Origin of the sequence: Rhodococcus sp. DT1, assembly GCF_049844875.1 — a bacterium.
In the GTDB taxonomy this organism is placed as follows: Bacteria; Actinomycetota; Actinomycetes; order Mycobacteriales; family Mycobacteriaceae; genus Rhodococcus.
Genome location: NZ_JBNCLW010000001.1, coordinates 323921 through 338028, shown reverse-complemented (window position 1 = coordinate 338028; position 14108 = coordinate 323921). Strand labels below are relative to the sequence as shown.

At 67.2% G+C, this 14108-nt stretch carries 17 protein-coding genes; 7 read left to right on the top strand and 10 right to left on the bottom strand.

The features are described from left to right. Positions 1-546: an Rv2732c family membrane protein gene (locus ACLQ3J_RS01560; protein ID WP_169620638.1), complete on the bottom strand. Its 546-nt coding sequence runs from the start codon at positions 544-546 to the stop codon at positions 1-3. Next, positions 543-2072 (bottom strand): tRNA (N6-isopentenyl adenosine(37)-C2)-methylthiotransferase MiaB, encoded by a 1530-nt coding sequence (gene miaB / locus ACLQ3J_RS01555; protein ID WP_169620637.1) that lies wholly within the window; start codon positions 2070-2072, stop codon positions 543-545. The genes ACLQ3J_RS01560 and miaB overlap by 4 nt, the downstream gene beginning before the upstream one ends. Positions 2073-2293: 221 nt before the next feature. On the opposite strand from miaB, the gene gluA reads away from it, so the two are divergent. From gluA to ACLQ3J_RS01535, 4 genes are all read left to right on the top strand, one after another. Beyond that, a complete protein-coding gene (gene gluA, locus ACLQ3J_RS01550) occupies positions 2294-3022 on the top strand; it encodes a glutamate ABC transporter ATP-binding protein GluA (protein WP_169620728.1) in 729 nt (242 codons plus the stop codon). Positions 3023-3126: 104 nt separating this feature from the next. Beyond that, positions 3127-3960, top strand: coding sequence for a glutamate ABC transporter substrate-binding protein (locus tag ACLQ3J_RS01545; protein ID WP_169620636.1), 834 nt, complete (start codon positions 3127-3129; stop codon positions 3958-3960). A 131-nt stretch (positions 3961-4091) separates the two neighbouring features. Then, a complete protein-coding gene (locus tag ACLQ3J_RS01540) occupies positions 4092-4772 on the top strand; it encodes an amino acid ABC transporter permease (RefSeq protein WP_169620635.1) in 681 nt (226 codons plus the stop codon). Beyond that, a complete protein-coding gene (locus tag ACLQ3J_RS01535) occupies positions 4769-5671 on the top strand; it encodes an amino acid ABC transporter permease (RefSeq protein WP_169652393.1) in 903 nt (300 codons plus the stop codon). Before ACLQ3J_RS01540 ends, ACLQ3J_RS01535 begins: the two co-directional genes overlap by 4 nt. A gap of 4 nt (positions 5672-5675) precedes the next feature. Here the strand turns inward: ACLQ3J_RS01535 and recX are convergent, their stop codons facing one another. The 6 genes from recX to ACLQ3J_RS01505 form a co-directional block, all read right to left on the bottom strand. Beyond that, entirely contained in the window at positions 5676-6317 is a 642-nt protein-coding gene (recX, locus tag ACLQ3J_RS01530) for a recombination regulator RecX (protein WP_425901980.1), read from the bottom strand. A 97-nt stretch (positions 6318-6414) separates the two neighbouring features. Continuing rightward, the gene (gene recA / locus ACLQ3J_RS01525) at positions 6415-7455 is read right to left on the bottom strand and encodes a recombinase RecA (RefSeq protein WP_169620632.1); all 1041 of its coding nucleotides are present in this window, start codon (positions 7453-7455) and stop codon (positions 6415-6417) included. Between the two features lie 202 nt (positions 7456-7657). Beyond that, complete coding sequence (locus tag ACLQ3J_RS01520; protein WP_169652395.1) at positions 7658-7852, bottom strand: DUF3046 domain-containing protein; 195 nt, start codon at positions 7850-7852, stop codon at positions 7658-7660. A gap of 88 nt (positions 7853-7940) precedes the next feature. Further along, on the bottom strand, positions 7941-9086 hold the full coding sequence (locus tag ACLQ3J_RS01515) for a glycosyltransferase (protein WP_296550890.1): 1146 nt from the start codon (positions 9084-9086) through the stop codon (positions 7941-7943). 39 nt (positions 9087-9125) lie between these two features. Next, positions 9126-9845, bottom strand: a complete 720-nt coding sequence (locus ACLQ3J_RS01510) for a PIG-L deacetylase family protein (RefSeq protein WP_425901979.1) — start codon at positions 9843-9845, stop codon at positions 9126-9128. 123 nt (positions 9846-9968) lie between these two features. Further along, positions 9969-10145: a hypothetical protein gene (locus ACLQ3J_RS01505; protein WP_169620629.1), complete on the bottom strand. Its 177-nt coding sequence runs from the start codon at positions 10143-10145 to the stop codon at positions 9969-9971. A 250-nt stretch (positions 10146-10395) separates the two neighbouring features. On the opposite strand from ACLQ3J_RS01505, the gene ACLQ3J_RS01500 reads away from it, so the two are divergent. From ACLQ3J_RS01500 to ACLQ3J_RS01490, 3 genes are read left to right on the top strand one after another with little or no spacing between them, the layout of a single operon-like run. Then, positions 10396-10992 (top strand): biotin transporter BioY, encoded by a 597-nt coding sequence (locus ACLQ3J_RS01500; protein WP_425901977.1) that lies wholly within the window; start codon positions 10396-10398, stop codon positions 10990-10992. 20 nt (positions 10993-11012) lie between these two features. Next, positions 11013-11693, top strand: coding sequence for an energy-coupling factor ABC transporter ATP-binding protein (locus ACLQ3J_RS01495; protein ID WP_169620627.1), 681 nt, complete (start codon positions 11013-11015; stop codon positions 11691-11693). Then, positions 11690-12295 carry an energy-coupling factor transporter transmembrane component T family protein gene (locus ACLQ3J_RS01490; protein ID WP_425901975.1) on the top strand — a complete coding sequence of 202 codons (606 nt, stop codon included), beginning with the start codon at positions 11690-11692 and terminating at the stop codon, positions 12293-12295. The genes ACLQ3J_RS01495 and ACLQ3J_RS01490 overlap by 4 nt, the downstream gene beginning before the upstream one ends. A gap of 25 nt (positions 12296-12320) precedes the next feature. On the opposite strand, the gene pspM is transcribed toward ACLQ3J_RS01490, so the two are convergent. Next, a complete protein-coding gene (pspM, locus tag ACLQ3J_RS01485) occupies positions 12321-13136 on the bottom strand; it encodes a phage shock envelope stress response protein PspM (RefSeq protein WP_169620625.1) in 816 nt (271 codons plus the stop codon). Between the two features lie 33 nt (positions 13137-13169). After that, a complete protein-coding gene (locus ACLQ3J_RS01480; protein ID WP_169620624.1) occupies positions 13170-13979 on the bottom strand; it encodes a PspA/IM30 family protein in 810 nt (269 codons plus the stop codon). Between the last annotated feature and the right edge of the window lie 129 nt (positions 13980-14108).

Below are 14108 nucleotides of genomic sequence, written 5' to 3'. Positions count from 1 at the left end.
CTACGTGTCGCGGAACAGCCGCGGGCGGTCGTTTTCGGCGACGACGCGACGCAGGTCGCTCTCTGCTTCGAGTTGTGCGGACGTCCGCGCCCACACCACGCGTGCCCAGTGGAAGACGATCACCATCATCGCGAACCAGCCCAGGACGACTCCGAAGCCCGGGCCGCTCGCCACCGACTCGACGGGCAGCGTCTGACGTGTCCAGATCGAGAGCATCCCGAACACGAGTGTGACCGACGAACCTGCCAGCGTCACCCAGGCCAGCACCCATTTGCGGGTGAGCAGCGCCAGGATCGAGCCGAGTCCGCCGAAGATCAGGGCGAACCACACGAACAGCCGGGACGGGAGGGCGATCTCCTGCGTCACGGCGTCGGGGGCGAAAGCCAGCACCTCCCAGCCGTTCGCCGAACCCGCGTGCGGCAGAGCGAACGAGCCGAGCAGCACGAGCACTGCGATCGCCACGACCATCGCACGCGCACCGGGATCGATCTCTTTGGCGGCGTTCCGTTCGGCGGCCTCGAGGCCGGCACGGATCTCCTCGGTCATGCGTTACATCCCATCTGGGTCGGGAGGTCGGCAGGAGCACCGATCGTGGGCAGGCCCAGACCCACGCCGATCGGCGGAGTCTTGGGGAGTTTGCCCTGCTCGAAATGGTCTCCGGCACGGGTACGGCGGTGGGTGAGTATCGGGTTGTCGGCGATGAGGTGGTGCGGCGCCGCCCCGGTGACGACGACTGTGATCACGTCGCCGGGACGGACAGCGGTGTCGATGTTGCCTTCGGGACGGAAGTGCACGAGGCGCCCGTCGCGTGCGCGCCCGCTCATGCGCGCGGTCTCGGCGTTCTTGCGCCCTTCCCCGGCGGCGACGAGCAGTTCCACCTCGGTACCCACGAGTTCGCGGTTCGCCTCGAGGGTAATGCGCTCCTGGAGTGCGATGAGCCGCTCGTAGCGTTCCTGGACGACTGCCTTGGGAACCTGGCCGTCCATCTCGGCTGCCGGGGTGCCGGGGCGCTTCGAGTACTGGAAGGTGAACGCACTGGTGAAACGTGCCTGTTCGACGACGTCGAGGGTGTCCTGGAAGTCTTCTTCGGTCTCGCCGGGGAAGCCCACGATGATGTCGGTGGTGATCGCCGCGTGCGGCATCGCGGCGCGCACCCTGTCGATGATGCCGAGGAACCGGTCCTTGCGGTAGGACCGGCGCATCGCCCGCAGGATCCGGTCGCTGCCGGACTGCAGCGGCATGTGGAGCTGCGGGCAGACGTTCGGTGTGTGCGCCATCGCCTCGATGACGTCGTCGGTGAACTCCGCCGGATGCGGTGAGGTGAACCGCACACGCTCGAGACCCTCGATGTCACCGCACGCACGCAGAAGCGAGGCGAAGGCGCCGCGGTCGCGGGGCTGTTCGGGATCGGCGAAGGACCGGCCGTACGAGTTGACGTTCTGCCCGAGCAGCGTCACTTCGAGGACACCTTCGTCGACGAGGGCTTTGACCTCGGCGAGGATGTCGCCCGGACGCCGGTCGACTTCCTTGCCCCGCAGCGACGGCACGATGCAGAACGTGCAGGTGTTGTTGCATCCGACCGAGATGGACACCCACCCCGCGTACGGCGACTCCCGCTTGGCGGGAAGCGTGGAGGGGAAGGCCTCGAGGGAATCGAGAATCTCGACCTCGGCGCGACGATTGTGGCGCGCCCGCTCGAGCAGCGCCGGAAGGTTCCCGATGTTGTGGGTGCCGAAGACCACGTCGACCCACGGGGCCTTCTGGACGACGAGACTGCGGTCCTTCTGTGCGAGACAGCCTCCGACCGCGATCTGCATGTCGGGGTTCTCGTCCTTGACCGGCCGCAGATGACTGAGGTTGCCGTAGAGCTTGTTGTCGGCGTTCTCCCGGACTGCGCACGTATTGAAAACAACGAGGTCAGGGGACGTTCCCGGGGAAGCACGATGAAAACCGGCGTCCTCGAGCAATCCGGACAGTCGCTCGGAATCGTGCACGTTCATCTGGCAGCCGTATGTGCGGACTTCGTAGGTCCGGGCAGCGGCGCGGGAGACATTCTCGTCGATCAGTGACACGTCTCAGGGTAGCTCACGCGGACGAGGGGTCTTCCCGCCGGTGACGCCGGGCGACCGACGAACCGGTCTGTTCCGGTGGCGGCCGTAAATTTTCCGTGACAGCATTCACTCCACGGCCCGAAATGCGAGGAATCGGCGCGCGGACCGCATAAGGTCTCCCCATGACATCACCGGCAGCCGGGACGGAGAAGCCGTCCGACAACTCGGACAGCACCACCTCGATGATCTCCCTCTCCCGAGTCGACAAGCACTTCGGCGACCTTCACGTGCTGCAGGACATCAACGTCGAAATCCCTCGTGGGCAGGTCGTGATCGTGGTCGGTCCCTCGGGATCGGGAAAATCCACACTGTGCCGCACCATCAACCGGCTCGAACCGATCGACTCGGGAGAGATTCGGGTCGACGGCACGCTGCTTCCCGCCGAGGGCAAGGCTCTCGCGAAGCTCCGTTCCGACGTCGGCATGGTGTTCCAGTCCTTCAACCTCTTCGCCCACAAGACGATCCTCGAGAACGTGACGCTCGGGCCCGTGAAGGTGCGGAAGATGAAGAAGGACGACGCACGCGAGACCGGCATGCGGCTCCTCGAACGCGTGGGCATCGCCAACCAGGCCGACAAGTACCCCGCGCAGCTTTCGGGTGGCCAGCAGCAGCGCGTCGCCATCGCACGGGCGCTCGCCATGAACCCGAAGGTGATGCTGTTCGACGAGCCCACGTCGGCGCTCGATCCCGAAATGGTTCAGGAAGTCCTCGACGTCATGACCTCGCTGGCGAAGGAGGGCATGACGATGGTCGTCGTGACCCACGAGATGGGCTTCGCCCGCAAGGCCGGCGACCGGGTGCTGTTCATGGCGGACGGCCGGATCGTCGAAGACACCGACCCGGACAGCTTCTTCACCTCGCCCAGTTCCGATCGCGCCAAGGACTTCCTCGGCAAGATCCTCAGCCACTGAGCCGACCTCGTGGGCGTACTGCCCCGTGAGGTCCCTGCAAGCGCCGGTGCGGAGATGTCCGCGCCGTTTCCACCCGCACGACACCCGCAAACCGGAGGTACTCGATGAAACTGTCCCGCTCGATCCGCCTGGGCATCGGCATGATTGCCCTTGCCGTCACCGCGACGGCCTGCGGCGGCGACGAGACGCGCAGCGTGTCGGATTCTGCCGAGAACGGCAACCTGACCGTCGGCATCAAGTTCGATCAGCCCGGGCTCGGCCTGCGCAACCCCGACGGAACCTTCACCGGGTTCGACGTCGAGGTTGCGAAGTACATCGCCGGCCAGCTCGGCGTCTCGGAAGAGAACATCGAGTTCAAGGAAGCCCCGTCGGCACAGCGCGAGACGCTCATCCAGAACGGTGAGGTCGACTACGTCGTCGCGACCTACTCGATCACCGATTCCCGCAAGGAGAAGGTCGACTTCGCCGGCCCGTACTTCGTCGCCGGCCAGTCGCTGCTGGTGCGCTCGGACAACACCGACATCACCGGCCCCGATTCGCTCAACGGTGGCAAGCGTCTCTGCTCGGTCGCAGGTTCGACCCCGGCGCAGAAGGTCAAGGACACCTACGCGCAGGACGTCCAGTTGCAGGAATTCGACACCTACTCGGCATGCGTCGAGGCGCTGCGGAACGGGGCCGTCGATGCGGTGACCACCGACGACATCATCCTCGCCGGCTACGCAGCACAGAGCCCCGGCGAGTTCAAGGTCGTCGGTGAGCCGTTCACCGAGGAGCGTTACGGCATCGGCGTCGCCCTCGGCGACGACGAGTCGCGCACCGCGATCAACGACGCGATCGAAGAGATGATCTCCAGCGGAGCATGGGAATCTGCGTTCCAGGAGACGGTCGGCGCGTCGGGCTACCCGCTCCCCGAAGCACCGTCGGTCGACAAGTACTGAGTAGAACCCGGCACCGGTCGATCCGGTTCCGGAAGTCCCCGCCGAAGTAGCGCCCGGCCGGTTCGTCGACGACGTCGCGAACCGGCCGGACCGCTCCGGCAACCGCCCTCCCCTCGATCCGGAGTAGACCTGTGGATCTGTTGAGCAAGTACGGAAGCCAGCTGCTCGATGCGTTCTGGACCACCATCCAGCTGACGGTCGTGTCGGCGATCGGCGCGCTGGTCCTCGGAACGATCCTCGCGGGCATGCGGGTTTCCCCCATCCCCGTCGCGAGGGCCATCGGCACCGCCTACGTGACCATCTTCCGTAACACGCCACTGACGCTGATCATCATTTTCTGCCTGTTCGGGTTGTCCCAGACACTCGGAGTGAAACTCGCCTCGGAGTCCTCCCCGACGTTCCTCGTCGACAACAACTTTCGCCTCGCGGTGCTCGGTCTGACCGTGTACACCGCCGCGTTCGTGTGTGAGTCCCTGCGCTCGGGCATCAACACCGTGTCGCTCGGGCAGTCCGAGGCCGGGCGCTCACTGGGCCTGACCTTCGGGCAGAACCTCCGGCTCATCGTGCTGCCCCAGGCATTTCGTGCGGTGATCGCGCCGCTCGGTTCGGTGCTGATCGCCTTGACGAAGAACTCGACCATCGCCTCGGTGATCGGTGTCTCCGAGGCGTCGCTGCTGATGAAGACGATGATCGAGAACGAAGCCGCGATCTTCGCGATCGGTGGCATCTTCGCCCTCGGGTTCGTGATCCTGACCCTCCCGACCGGCCTGCTCTTCGGCTGGCTCAGCAAGCGATTCGAGGTAGCACGATGAGTGCCAGCGGAAGCGTTCTCTACGACGTACCCGGCCCCCGCGCGAAGGCGATCTACCGGATCCTGTCGGTGGTGGTGGTCGCGCTACTGCTGCTCGCCGCGTGGTTCATCTACCGAGCACTCGACTCGCAGGGTCAGCTGACTGCGGCGAAGTGGGAGCCGTTCCTCGAATCGACCAGCTGGACAACGTATCTCCTCCCCGGCATCCGGGGAACGCTCATCGCAGCGGCCGCATCGATCGTTCTGGCGCTGATTCTCGGTGCTGTGCTGGGCATCGCACGCATGTCGGATCATCGCCCGGTACGTATCGTCGCCGGCACCATCGTGGAACTGTTCAGGGCCGTTCCCGTCCTGATCCTCATGATCTTCGCCTACCAGGTATTCGCCGAGTACCGCGTGTTCAAGTCGGATTATCTGGCACTCGCTGCGGTGATCACCGGCCTGACGCTCTACAACGGATCGGTGATCGCCGAGATCGTGCGAGCCGGCATCAACTCGCTTCCCCGCGGCCAGACCGAGGCCGCATCGGCGATCGGCATGCGGAAGAACCAGGTCATGCGGCTCATCCTGCTGCCGCAGGCGGTCACGGTGATGTTGCCGGCGATCGTGTCGCAGATGGTGATCGCGCTGAAGGACTCCGCGCTCGGCTACCTCATCGGATACGTCGAAGTAGTGCGTTCCGGACAGCAACTCGGCGCCTTCTTCTCCAACTACCTGCCGTCGCTGCTCGTGGTGGCCGCCATCATGATCGTGCTCAACAGTGCTCTGACCCAGTTCGCGACGCGACTCGAGAAGCGTTTGCGTTCCGGACGCGGGAAGAAGGGCGCAGTGCCTGCGGAAAGTCCTCAGACGATCCCTGTGCTGGCCGTCCCGGGCATGGACATCACCGACAAGCGGTGACCTGTCAGTCGGCGGGCAGGTCGCCGGTGTCGGCACCGAGGGCCGCGAGTTCCTGCCGCACCACGTCGAAGGCCATGCCCTGCGCGTAGCCGCGTCGTGCCAGCATTCCCACCAGCCGCCGCACCACCTTGTCTCGCTCGAGCGCACGTTCGCGCCGGTCGCCCTCGGTGGACAGCGGCGGCTGGGTGCGAAGCTTCTTCCGGACCAGTTCGACGGCGCGCTCTCGTTCGTCGTCGCTGTCGATCTGATCGAGGGCCGCTTCGGCGTCGTCGGCGTCGATGCCCTTGCGCCGCAACTCGAGCGCGATCGCACGTTTTCCTCTGCCGGAGTACAGGTGACGTGACCGCGCCCATTGCTGGGCGAAGTCCGCGTCGTCGATCAGTCCGACCTCGGTGAGACGGTCGAGGGTGCGTTCGGCGACTTCCGCTGTGAAGCCTTTCTGCTCGAGCTTCGCGGCAAGTTCGGCGCGGCTGCGGGCGCGATCGGTGAGCAAGCGAAGGCACACGTCTTTCGCCTGTGCTTCGGTTCCTCCGCCGGGCTCCTTGCCGGTGCCCCGGTCGGTGCGGGAACTGCGGTCGGGCCCGGAGCTTCGCTCGGATCTGCGTCGGCTACTCCCCCGAGTGCCCCCTCGGCTGCTGTCGTCCATGCTGCGGACACTAGAGGAGGACACCGACGGGATACGACGAAGGGACCGACCACACCGGTCGGCCCCTTCCTCACGAACCTCGTGGAAGTCTCGAACTCTAGAAGTCTGCGGGCTCTTCGGCCTCGCCGGCGGTGACGACCGCCCCGATGCCGAGCTTCTCCTTGATCTTCTTTTCGATCTCGTCGCGCACGTCGGTGTTCTCGAGCATGAACTTTCGGGCGTTCTCCTTGCCCTGTCCGAGCTGATCGCCCTCGTAGGTGTACCAGGAGCCCGACTTCCGAATGAAGCCGTGCTCGACACCCATGTCGATCAGCGAACCTTCCTTGCTGATGCCGTGTCCGTACAGGATGTCGAACTCTGCCTGCTTGAAAGGAGGCGACACCTTGTTCTTGACGACCTTGACGCGGGTGCGGTTGCCCACCGCGTCGCCGCCGTCCTTGAGCGTCTCGATCCGTCGCACATCGAGACGCACGGAGGCGTAGAACTTCAGCGCCTTGCCACCGGTGGTGGTCTCGGGGCTGCCGAACATCACGCCGATCTTCTCGCGCAACTGGTTGATGAAGATCGCGGTGGTGCCGGAGTTGCTGAGCGCGCCGGTCATCTTGCGCAGTGCCTGGCTCATGAGCCGGGCCTGCAGGCCGACGTGGCTGTCGCCCATCTCGCCTTCGATCTCGGCTCGGGGCACGAGAGCCGCCACCGAGTCGATCACGATGATGTCGAGGGCACCGGAACGGATGAGCATGTCTGCGATCTCGAGAGCCTGCTCACCGGTGTCGGGCTGGGAGACCAGCAGCGCGTCGGTGTCGACTCCGAGGTTGCGGGCATATTCGGGGTCGAGCGCGTGCTCTGCGTCGATGAAGGCGGCGAGACCGCCGTTCGCCTGCGCGTTTGCCACCGCATGCAGTGCCACCGTCGTCTTACCGGAGGATTCCGGCCCGTAGATCTCGACGACGCGGCCACGCGGGAGACCACCGATTCCGAGCGCGACGTCGAGAGCGATCGACCCGGTCGGGATCACTGCGATGGGCTGGTGGGCTTCCTCCCCCAGTCGCATCACCGAGCCCTTGCCGAAGTTCTTGTCGATCTGCGCGAGGGCGAGCTCGAGCGCCTTTTCGCGATCGTGAGTCTGTGCTGCCATGTTGGTCCCCTTCATCGAATCTCGTCCTGCTTGTCGACGACGTTAGAAGCCGGTACCGACAAGTTCGCTGCGGCGAGCACAGAACGTCTCTTCTGTGGATGGATTCGCTGCGTGTGGACGGCGTCGTCACCGCCCGGCCATATCAGCATAGACGAACATCTGTTCGAATGTTCGGAACAGAGCACTCCCCGCTGCGCTGCGGTCACCGTCGCGCCGGTGGCACATCGAACTCTTCGCACAAAGCCCGCCACACCTCCCGAGGTTCCTGGCCTGCCTCGATCGCCTGGGCGGCGGTACGGCCACCCAGTTCGAGGAGCACGTGGTCACGCAGCAGGGCGTCGCCGTGCATCTGCCCGAATTCGTCTCGGACCATCTCGTGGAATTCCGTCAACCGCACGCGCCCCACGGTAGTCGTCCCCGACGACGCGGTGCCGCATCCGCCCCGCGGCAATTCGATCTTCCCGAGTTCCTCACCGCACCGTGCTTCAGCGGAGGGCGGCCTCGCACACCGCGACCGGGTCCTCGACACTTCCCGCCGTGGCAGCCGCGGCGCGGGCCGCCGCCGCGAACTCCGGGCGCGACAACACCGTCTCCACCGCGGTCCGCACCGCGCCCGCATCCAGCGGCCGGACGACCACGGCGCTGCCCTGCCGGGCCGCACGGTTCGCAAGCTCCCACTGGTCGCCTTCACCGGGAACGATCACGGCGGGAACTCCGGCGCTGAGCGCCTTCGCCAGCATTCCGTGCCCTCCGCCGCACACCACCACGTCGGCGGCACGGAGCAGCACGTCCTGACGGCCGCGCCCCGCGACCGCCCAGTCCGGCAGCGAACCGGCCGGCGGGTCGAGCATCGTCGCCGCCACCCGCATCCCCGTACCGCTCAGCCCCTCGCACACCGACTCGACCAGTCCCACGACACCGGTCGTGGCGGTCGACGGTGCGACCATCACCAGCGGCCCGGTGCCGGACGGAGGCTCGAGCACCACGTCGGTGGGTTCCCACAGCAGCGGGCCGACGACGTGGGCGTGCGCGGGCCAGTCGGGCCGGGGCACCTCGAGGGCGGGCACGGTCGCGACGAGGCGCGCGCACGGTCCGGGGTCCCGGGCCGGCAGGCCGATCCCGATCCGCGCGTCCGCCCTGTGCCGGACACCTTTACGCACCGAACTCGCGGTCATGGCACGCAGCACGGTGTCCCGGAGGCGTCCTGCCGCTCCGGTGCCCACGGCGAGCCCGCTTCCGATCGGCGGCAATCCTCGAGACGGGAGGTAGAGGGGGTGCGGCGACAATTCGATCCAGGGAATGCCCAGTCGCTCGGCCGCCATGCCGCCCCCGGCGGTGATGACGTCCGACACCACGAGGTCCGGGAGCAGGGCGCTGAGGTCCTGGAGCATCTCGGTCGCGATGTGAGCGGCCCGCCCATGGATCTTGGCTCCGGCATCCGCGTCGTCGTCGTCCGACCGCGGAGCCAGCCCCTTGAGCTCAGCGACGGTCACGCCCGGAACATCGATGCCGAACCAGCGCTCACCGGTGAACAGGATCGCCTCGTGGCCGGCGGCGGCGAACCGGCGCGACAATTCGATCGCCGGAATCGCATGGCCTGCATCGGGTCCTGCCACCACTGCCACTCGCACGCAGCTCAGACTGCCACAGCCGATCAGGACGGTCCGCTGCTACCCCGCGACGGTGAACAGTTCGAACCCGACGGCACGCTCGGCCGGGAACCCCGGCAACGCTCCCGACGACATCTGCACCTGTGCCCGGGCCTGCTCGTCGACGTCCACGGTGCTCAGCGCCTCGAGATATCGCCGGTGCGCCGCGAGCGAGCGCTCGGCGGTCTCGACAGTCTCGGTGACGTCGACCGCGTGCGTCGGTGACGGAGTGTTCACCGCGATCCACCGCACACCCGGCCAGGGTTCGAGCCCGTCGCGGGTCAATTCCGGAAAGATCCACTCGTTGGCGGCGTCGGCCACCGCGTCGAGGACGCAGATGCCGAGTGCACGATGGTCCGCGCTGTTGAGGATTCCGGGCAACCAGGTCTCCCCGAAATGGGCGGTCACGAACATCTGCGGCCGGTGCCGCCGGATCGCGGCCGCGATAGCGCGGCGCAGTTCCGGACCCGCGACGAGCAGGCCGTCGGCGTGCCCGAGGAACTCGACGGATTCGACCCCGACGATCCGAGCGGACTCCCGCTCCTCGTCCTCACGTACAGGCGCGGATTGTGCCGGCGGAAGACCGGCGATACCCGCTTCGCCACGTGTCGCGAGGACATACCGCACGTCCTTGCCCTGCCGCGTCCATCTCGCGACTGCCGCCGCCGCGCCGTATTCGATGTCGTCCGGGTGCGCCACCACCACGACGGCGCGTTGCCAGTCCTCCGGTACAGGATCCATGCACTCACTATCCACCCGCACGGTCCGGCTCACCGGACTCCGGGACACACCGCGCGGACGAAGACCCGGCGGTACCTCTACCGCCGGGCCCCCTCTCTGCCGCCGTGGCTGTCCACCGTCCGGTCAGAACCGGGTGACGTGGTCGTCCCTGTCACTGCGCGACATCGCTTTGTACAGCAGATATCCACCGAAGATGATCGCGCTGAGTACGAGGATGCCGAACAGGTGGTCGAACAGGGCGCCGATCACCGCGAGGCCCACCCACACGAGTGCGACCATTCCTACGATCTTCCAGAACATCGTGTTCTCCCGCCTGGCACCTGAGCACCGTCGCTGTCGTACACACTCGATCCTCACACCGTCACGACGGAAAAACACCACGTCATCGCGTAGTTCAGGAAAAGATCAGGGGATACCCGCAGCGCGCGGCCCGGCCGTCTCAGGGGTGCACCCCGAACGGGGGTGGTGGCGTGGGGACCCTCCTGGACCCTTACGCTCTACACGTTCGATCCCACTGCTACTCGACCCGCCGTCAGAAGGCTGAGAAATCGTGTCCTCGACCCGTCGTATGCCCGCTCGCGATCTCGCGCAGATCGCCGTCTTCGCCGCTCTGATCATCGCGCTGGGTCTGCCCGGCCAGATCACCATCGGCTCTTCCGGCGTCCCCATCACCCTGCAGTCTCTCGGTGTGATGCTGGCCGGCGCGTTGCTCGGCGCCCGGAAGGGTGTCCTGTCGGTGACGACGGTGATCGTGATCGGTCTCGCCCTCCCCGTGCTGGCGGGCGGACGTACGACGCTCACGTCCCTGGCCGGACCGACCGCGGGTTTCCTGATCGGCTGGATTCCCGCCGTCGCCGTCATCGGGTGGCTGAGCATGCGGATGCTCCCCCGGTACCGGACAGTGCTGGGTGTCGGAGTGAACGTGCTCGGCGGCATCGTCGTCCTGTACGCCCTCGGGATCGCCGGCATGGTGCTCCGGACCGACCTGACGGTGTGGGCCGCGGCCGCCGCGAACGTCGCCTTCCTTCCGGGCGACCTGATCAAGGCTGTCGTCGCCGCTGCGGTCGCGGCGCAGGTCCACCGGGCCTACCCGGCGCTCCTCGCCGCCCGGATCCCGCGGCAGCCCGCAGCCGACCCGACGCACTGACGGACGGAGCGCACCGGTCGATGAGCGAAATCTGCTTCCGGCAGGTCCGTCACTCCTACGGTGACCGGACCGTCCTCGACGGCATCGACCTGACGCTGACCGAGCGACGGGTCGGCATCGTAGGGGCGAACGGGAGCGGGAAGTCGACGCTCGCGCGCATGATCAACGGTCTCGTGGTGCCCTCCGCCGGCGCCGTGACGGTCGACGGTTTCGACACCGCGAAGAAGGGCCGGGAGGTCCGCAAGCGGGTGGGCTTCGTCTTCACCGATCCCGACCATCAGATCGTGATGCCGACGGTCGCGGAAGACGTCGCATTCTCTCTGCGACGCAGCGGACTGGGGAAAGCGGAGCGCGCCGACCGGGTGCGGGAGGTGCTCGCCGAGTTCGGTCTCGCCGGGCACCACGATCATCCGAGCCACCTGCTCTCCGGTGGGCAGAAACAACTGCTGGCACTCGCGGCGATCATGGTCACCGACCCGGACGTGCTAGTGGCCGACGAGCCCACCACCTTGCTGGACCTGCGCAACACCAAGCTGATCGCCCGCACGTTCGCCTCGCTCCGCCAGCAACTCGTGGTGGTGACCCACGCCCTGGATCTGCTCACGGAGTTCGACCGCGTCCTCGTGGTGGACTCGGGTCTGATCGTGGCCGACGACGAACCCGGACCGGCCGTCGCGTACTACCGGAAGCTGATCGGGTGAACACCTTCGGCCTCTACCACCCCGGGACGTCGGTGCTGCATCGAGTGCCTGCCGGACCGAAGCTTGTCGTCACCGCAGCGATCATCGTGGTCCTGAGCCTGTGGATCCGGCAGCCCTGGCAGGTTCTTCCGGCTGCCGTACTCGCGGTGATCGCGTACACGGTTGCACGAATACCCCTGCGGCTCACGGTGATCCAGTTGCGGCCGATCGTGTGGATGCTGGCGTTCGTCGGCGCGTTCCAATGGGTCGTCGCGGGCTGGGAACGCGCTGTCGTGATCTGCGGTTCACTGCTCGTCGCCGTCGCCCTCGCCGCGCTCGTCACCTTGACGACACGCATGACGGACATGCTCGACGCGATCGTGTCCGCCGCGCGTCCGCTGCGCCGTGTGGGCGTCGACCCGGATCGTGTCGGCCTCGTGCTGGTGATGACCATCCGCGCGATTCCGCTGCTGGGGGCGGTGGTGACCCGGGTGACGGAGGCACGCAAAGCCCGCGGACTCGGATTCTCGCTGCGCGCTCTGGTCGTGCCGGTCGTGGTCGGTGCGCTGATGACCGCCGAAGCGATGGGTGAAGCGCTCGCCGCGCGGGGCGTCGACGACTGAGGGCGGGCTTTCGGTCGCGCGCCGGCTACGGACGGCCGCGATAGCGCCGCTCGATCTGCGCGACGTCCTGCCAGGACAGTGCCCAGCTTTCGAGCTTGTCCGACGTGGTGATCAGCTCCGCTCGATGCTGTTCGAGCAGCGCCATCGAGCGGCTGCCCTCCGGGGCGGCAGCCAGGCGGGCGGCGGCCGCGACGAGTTCCTCGTACTGGTCGACGCCCGACTCGAGCCGCTGACCCGCAGCGGTGATCGCCGTGTCGAGGTGTGCACCTGCCGCCGCACTGCCCCGCGACGCCGCTTCGAGCGCGACGACGTCTTCGACCACTGCGTCGAGCGCGGCCGACGCCGCACGCGCCGCCTCACCGATCTCGTCGAGATCGTCGGCGGCGACAGCGCCTGATCGTGCGATGACGGCGAGCAGCCGGGCCAGGCTCTGCTCGTCGGCGGACAGGCGCTCCATGGGGGCGCGCGCCACCGAGCCTGCGGGAGGCAGAGTCCGGCGGCCCGGTCCGGGTGGAGGTAACGGGAGCGCGTCGAGGCGGCGGAACGTCCGCACCGCCATGACTGCGGGAACGACGAATGCGGCTGTCGCTCCGCCGGTGGCGACGATCGTCCAGTCGGGCGCCGACGCGGCGATGAGTGTGGCCGTACCGATACCCCCGGTGCCGCCTGCTGCGCCGAACAAGCGGGCGCGACGACGGGCCCGGCGCTTCTTGCGACGAAGTCGCGCCGCGGGATCACGCCAGCGGCGGGCAGCATCGACAGCAGCGCCCGTGGCGTCTCTGAGCACGGCAGCGGCCGGGCCGGAGATGCTTCCGGCCCGGCCGCTTCCGGGTGCGTTCATGGCGAGGTCACGTTCCTGGGGTGGTCGCGTGCGTTACTGGCTACCGGCACTGCCCGCAGCGGCCGGCGGCTCCTTGCCGATATCGACGGCGGGCGTCGCGGGCGCACCGGGCAGGGCGTCACCCTTCATGGAGGCGCGGATCTGCTCGAGCCGGCTGTGTCCGGCCATCTGGACGGTCGCCTGCTGGACCTCGAGCATCCGTCCCTGCACCGTGTTCTGCGCGAGCTCGGCAGAACCGAGCGCATTGGCGTAGCGACGCTCGATCTTCTCGCGCACGGCATCGAGACTCGGCGTGGTTCCGGGCGCGGACAAAGTGGAATCCATGGAGCGCAGGGATTCGCTGACCCGTTCCTGCATCTTGGCCTGCTCGAGCTGGCTGAGCAGCTTGGTGCGCTCGGCCACCTTCTGCTGCAATGCCATAGCGTTCTGCTCGACAGCCTTCTTCGCCTGCGCCGCAGCCTGCAGGGACTGGTCGTGCAGCACCTTCAGGTCCTCGACCGACTGCTCGGCGGTGACGAGTTGCGCGGCGAAGGCCTCGGCGGCGTTGGTGTACTGAATGGCCTTCTCGGTGTCGCCCGCAGCACTGGCCTGGTCCGCCATCATCACGGCCTGCCGGGCACTCGCGTTGAGCTTCTCGACCTCGTCCAGCTGGCGGTTGAGCTTCATCTCGAGCTGCCGCTGGTTCCCGATGACGGATGCCGCCTGCTGTGAGAGTGCCTGGTGCTGCCGCTGGGCGTCCTCGATGGCCTGCTGAATCTGGACCTTCGGGTCGGCCTTTTCATCGATCTTGGAGTTGAACAGCGCCATCAGGTACTTCCAACCCTTGACGAACGGATTAGCCATGGGTGTGATCCCGCCTCCATCTGGTACGCCGCGCAGAACGCGACCCGATGCGCGGCCCTCGCGCACCGATTCCGGACCGCCCTGCCGGTCGAATCCCGGCGGTCCAACCTGCCGAGCCCGGATCACCCT

Excerpts from the sequence above, each read along its gene's own strand:
- pspM (WP_169620625.1), bottom strand. The coding sequence starts at position 13,136 with ATGAACGCACCCGGAAGCGGCCGGGCCGGAAGCATCTCCGGCCCGGCC.
- gluA (WP_169620728.1), top strand. The coding sequence starts at position 2,294 with ATGATCTCCCTCTCCCGAGTCGACAAGCACTTCGGCGACCTTCACGTG.
- ACLQ3J_RS01495 (WP_169620627.1), top strand. The coding sequence starts at position 11,013 with ATGAGCGAAATCTGCTTCCGGCAGGTCCGTCACTCCTACGGTGACCGG.
- ACLQ3J_RS01505 (WP_169620629.1), bottom strand. The coding sequence starts at position 10,145 with ATGTTCTGGAAGATCGTAGGAATGGTCGCACTCGTGTGGGTGGGCCTC.
- recX (WP_425901980.1), bottom strand. The coding sequence starts at position 6,317 with ATGGACGACAGCAGCCGAGGGGGCACTCGGGGGAGTAGCCGACGCAGA.
- ACLQ3J_RS01535 (WP_169652393.1), top strand. The coding sequence starts at position 4,769 with ATGAGTGCCAGCGGAAGCGTTCTCTACGACGTACCCGGCCCCCGCGCG.
- ACLQ3J_RS01510 (WP_425901979.1), bottom strand. The coding sequence starts at position 9,845 with ATGGATCCTGTACCGGAGGACTGGCAACGCGCCGTCGTGGTGGTGGCG.
- ACLQ3J_RS01480 (WP_169620624.1), bottom strand. The coding sequence starts at position 13,979 with ATGGCTAATCCGTTCGTCAAGGGTTGGAAGTACCTGATGGCGCTGTTC.
- ACLQ3J_RS01560 (WP_169620638.1), bottom strand. The coding sequence starts at position 546 with ATGACCGAGGAGATCCGTGCCGGCCTCGAGGCCGCCGAACGGAACGCC.
- ACLQ3J_RS01545 (WP_169620636.1), top strand. The coding sequence starts at position 3,127 with ATGAAACTGTCCCGCTCGATCCGCCTGGGCATCGGCATGATTGCCCTT.
- recA (WP_169620632.1), bottom strand. The coding sequence starts at position 7,455 with ATGGCAGCACAGACTCACGATCGCGAAAAGGCGCTCGAGCTCGCCCTC.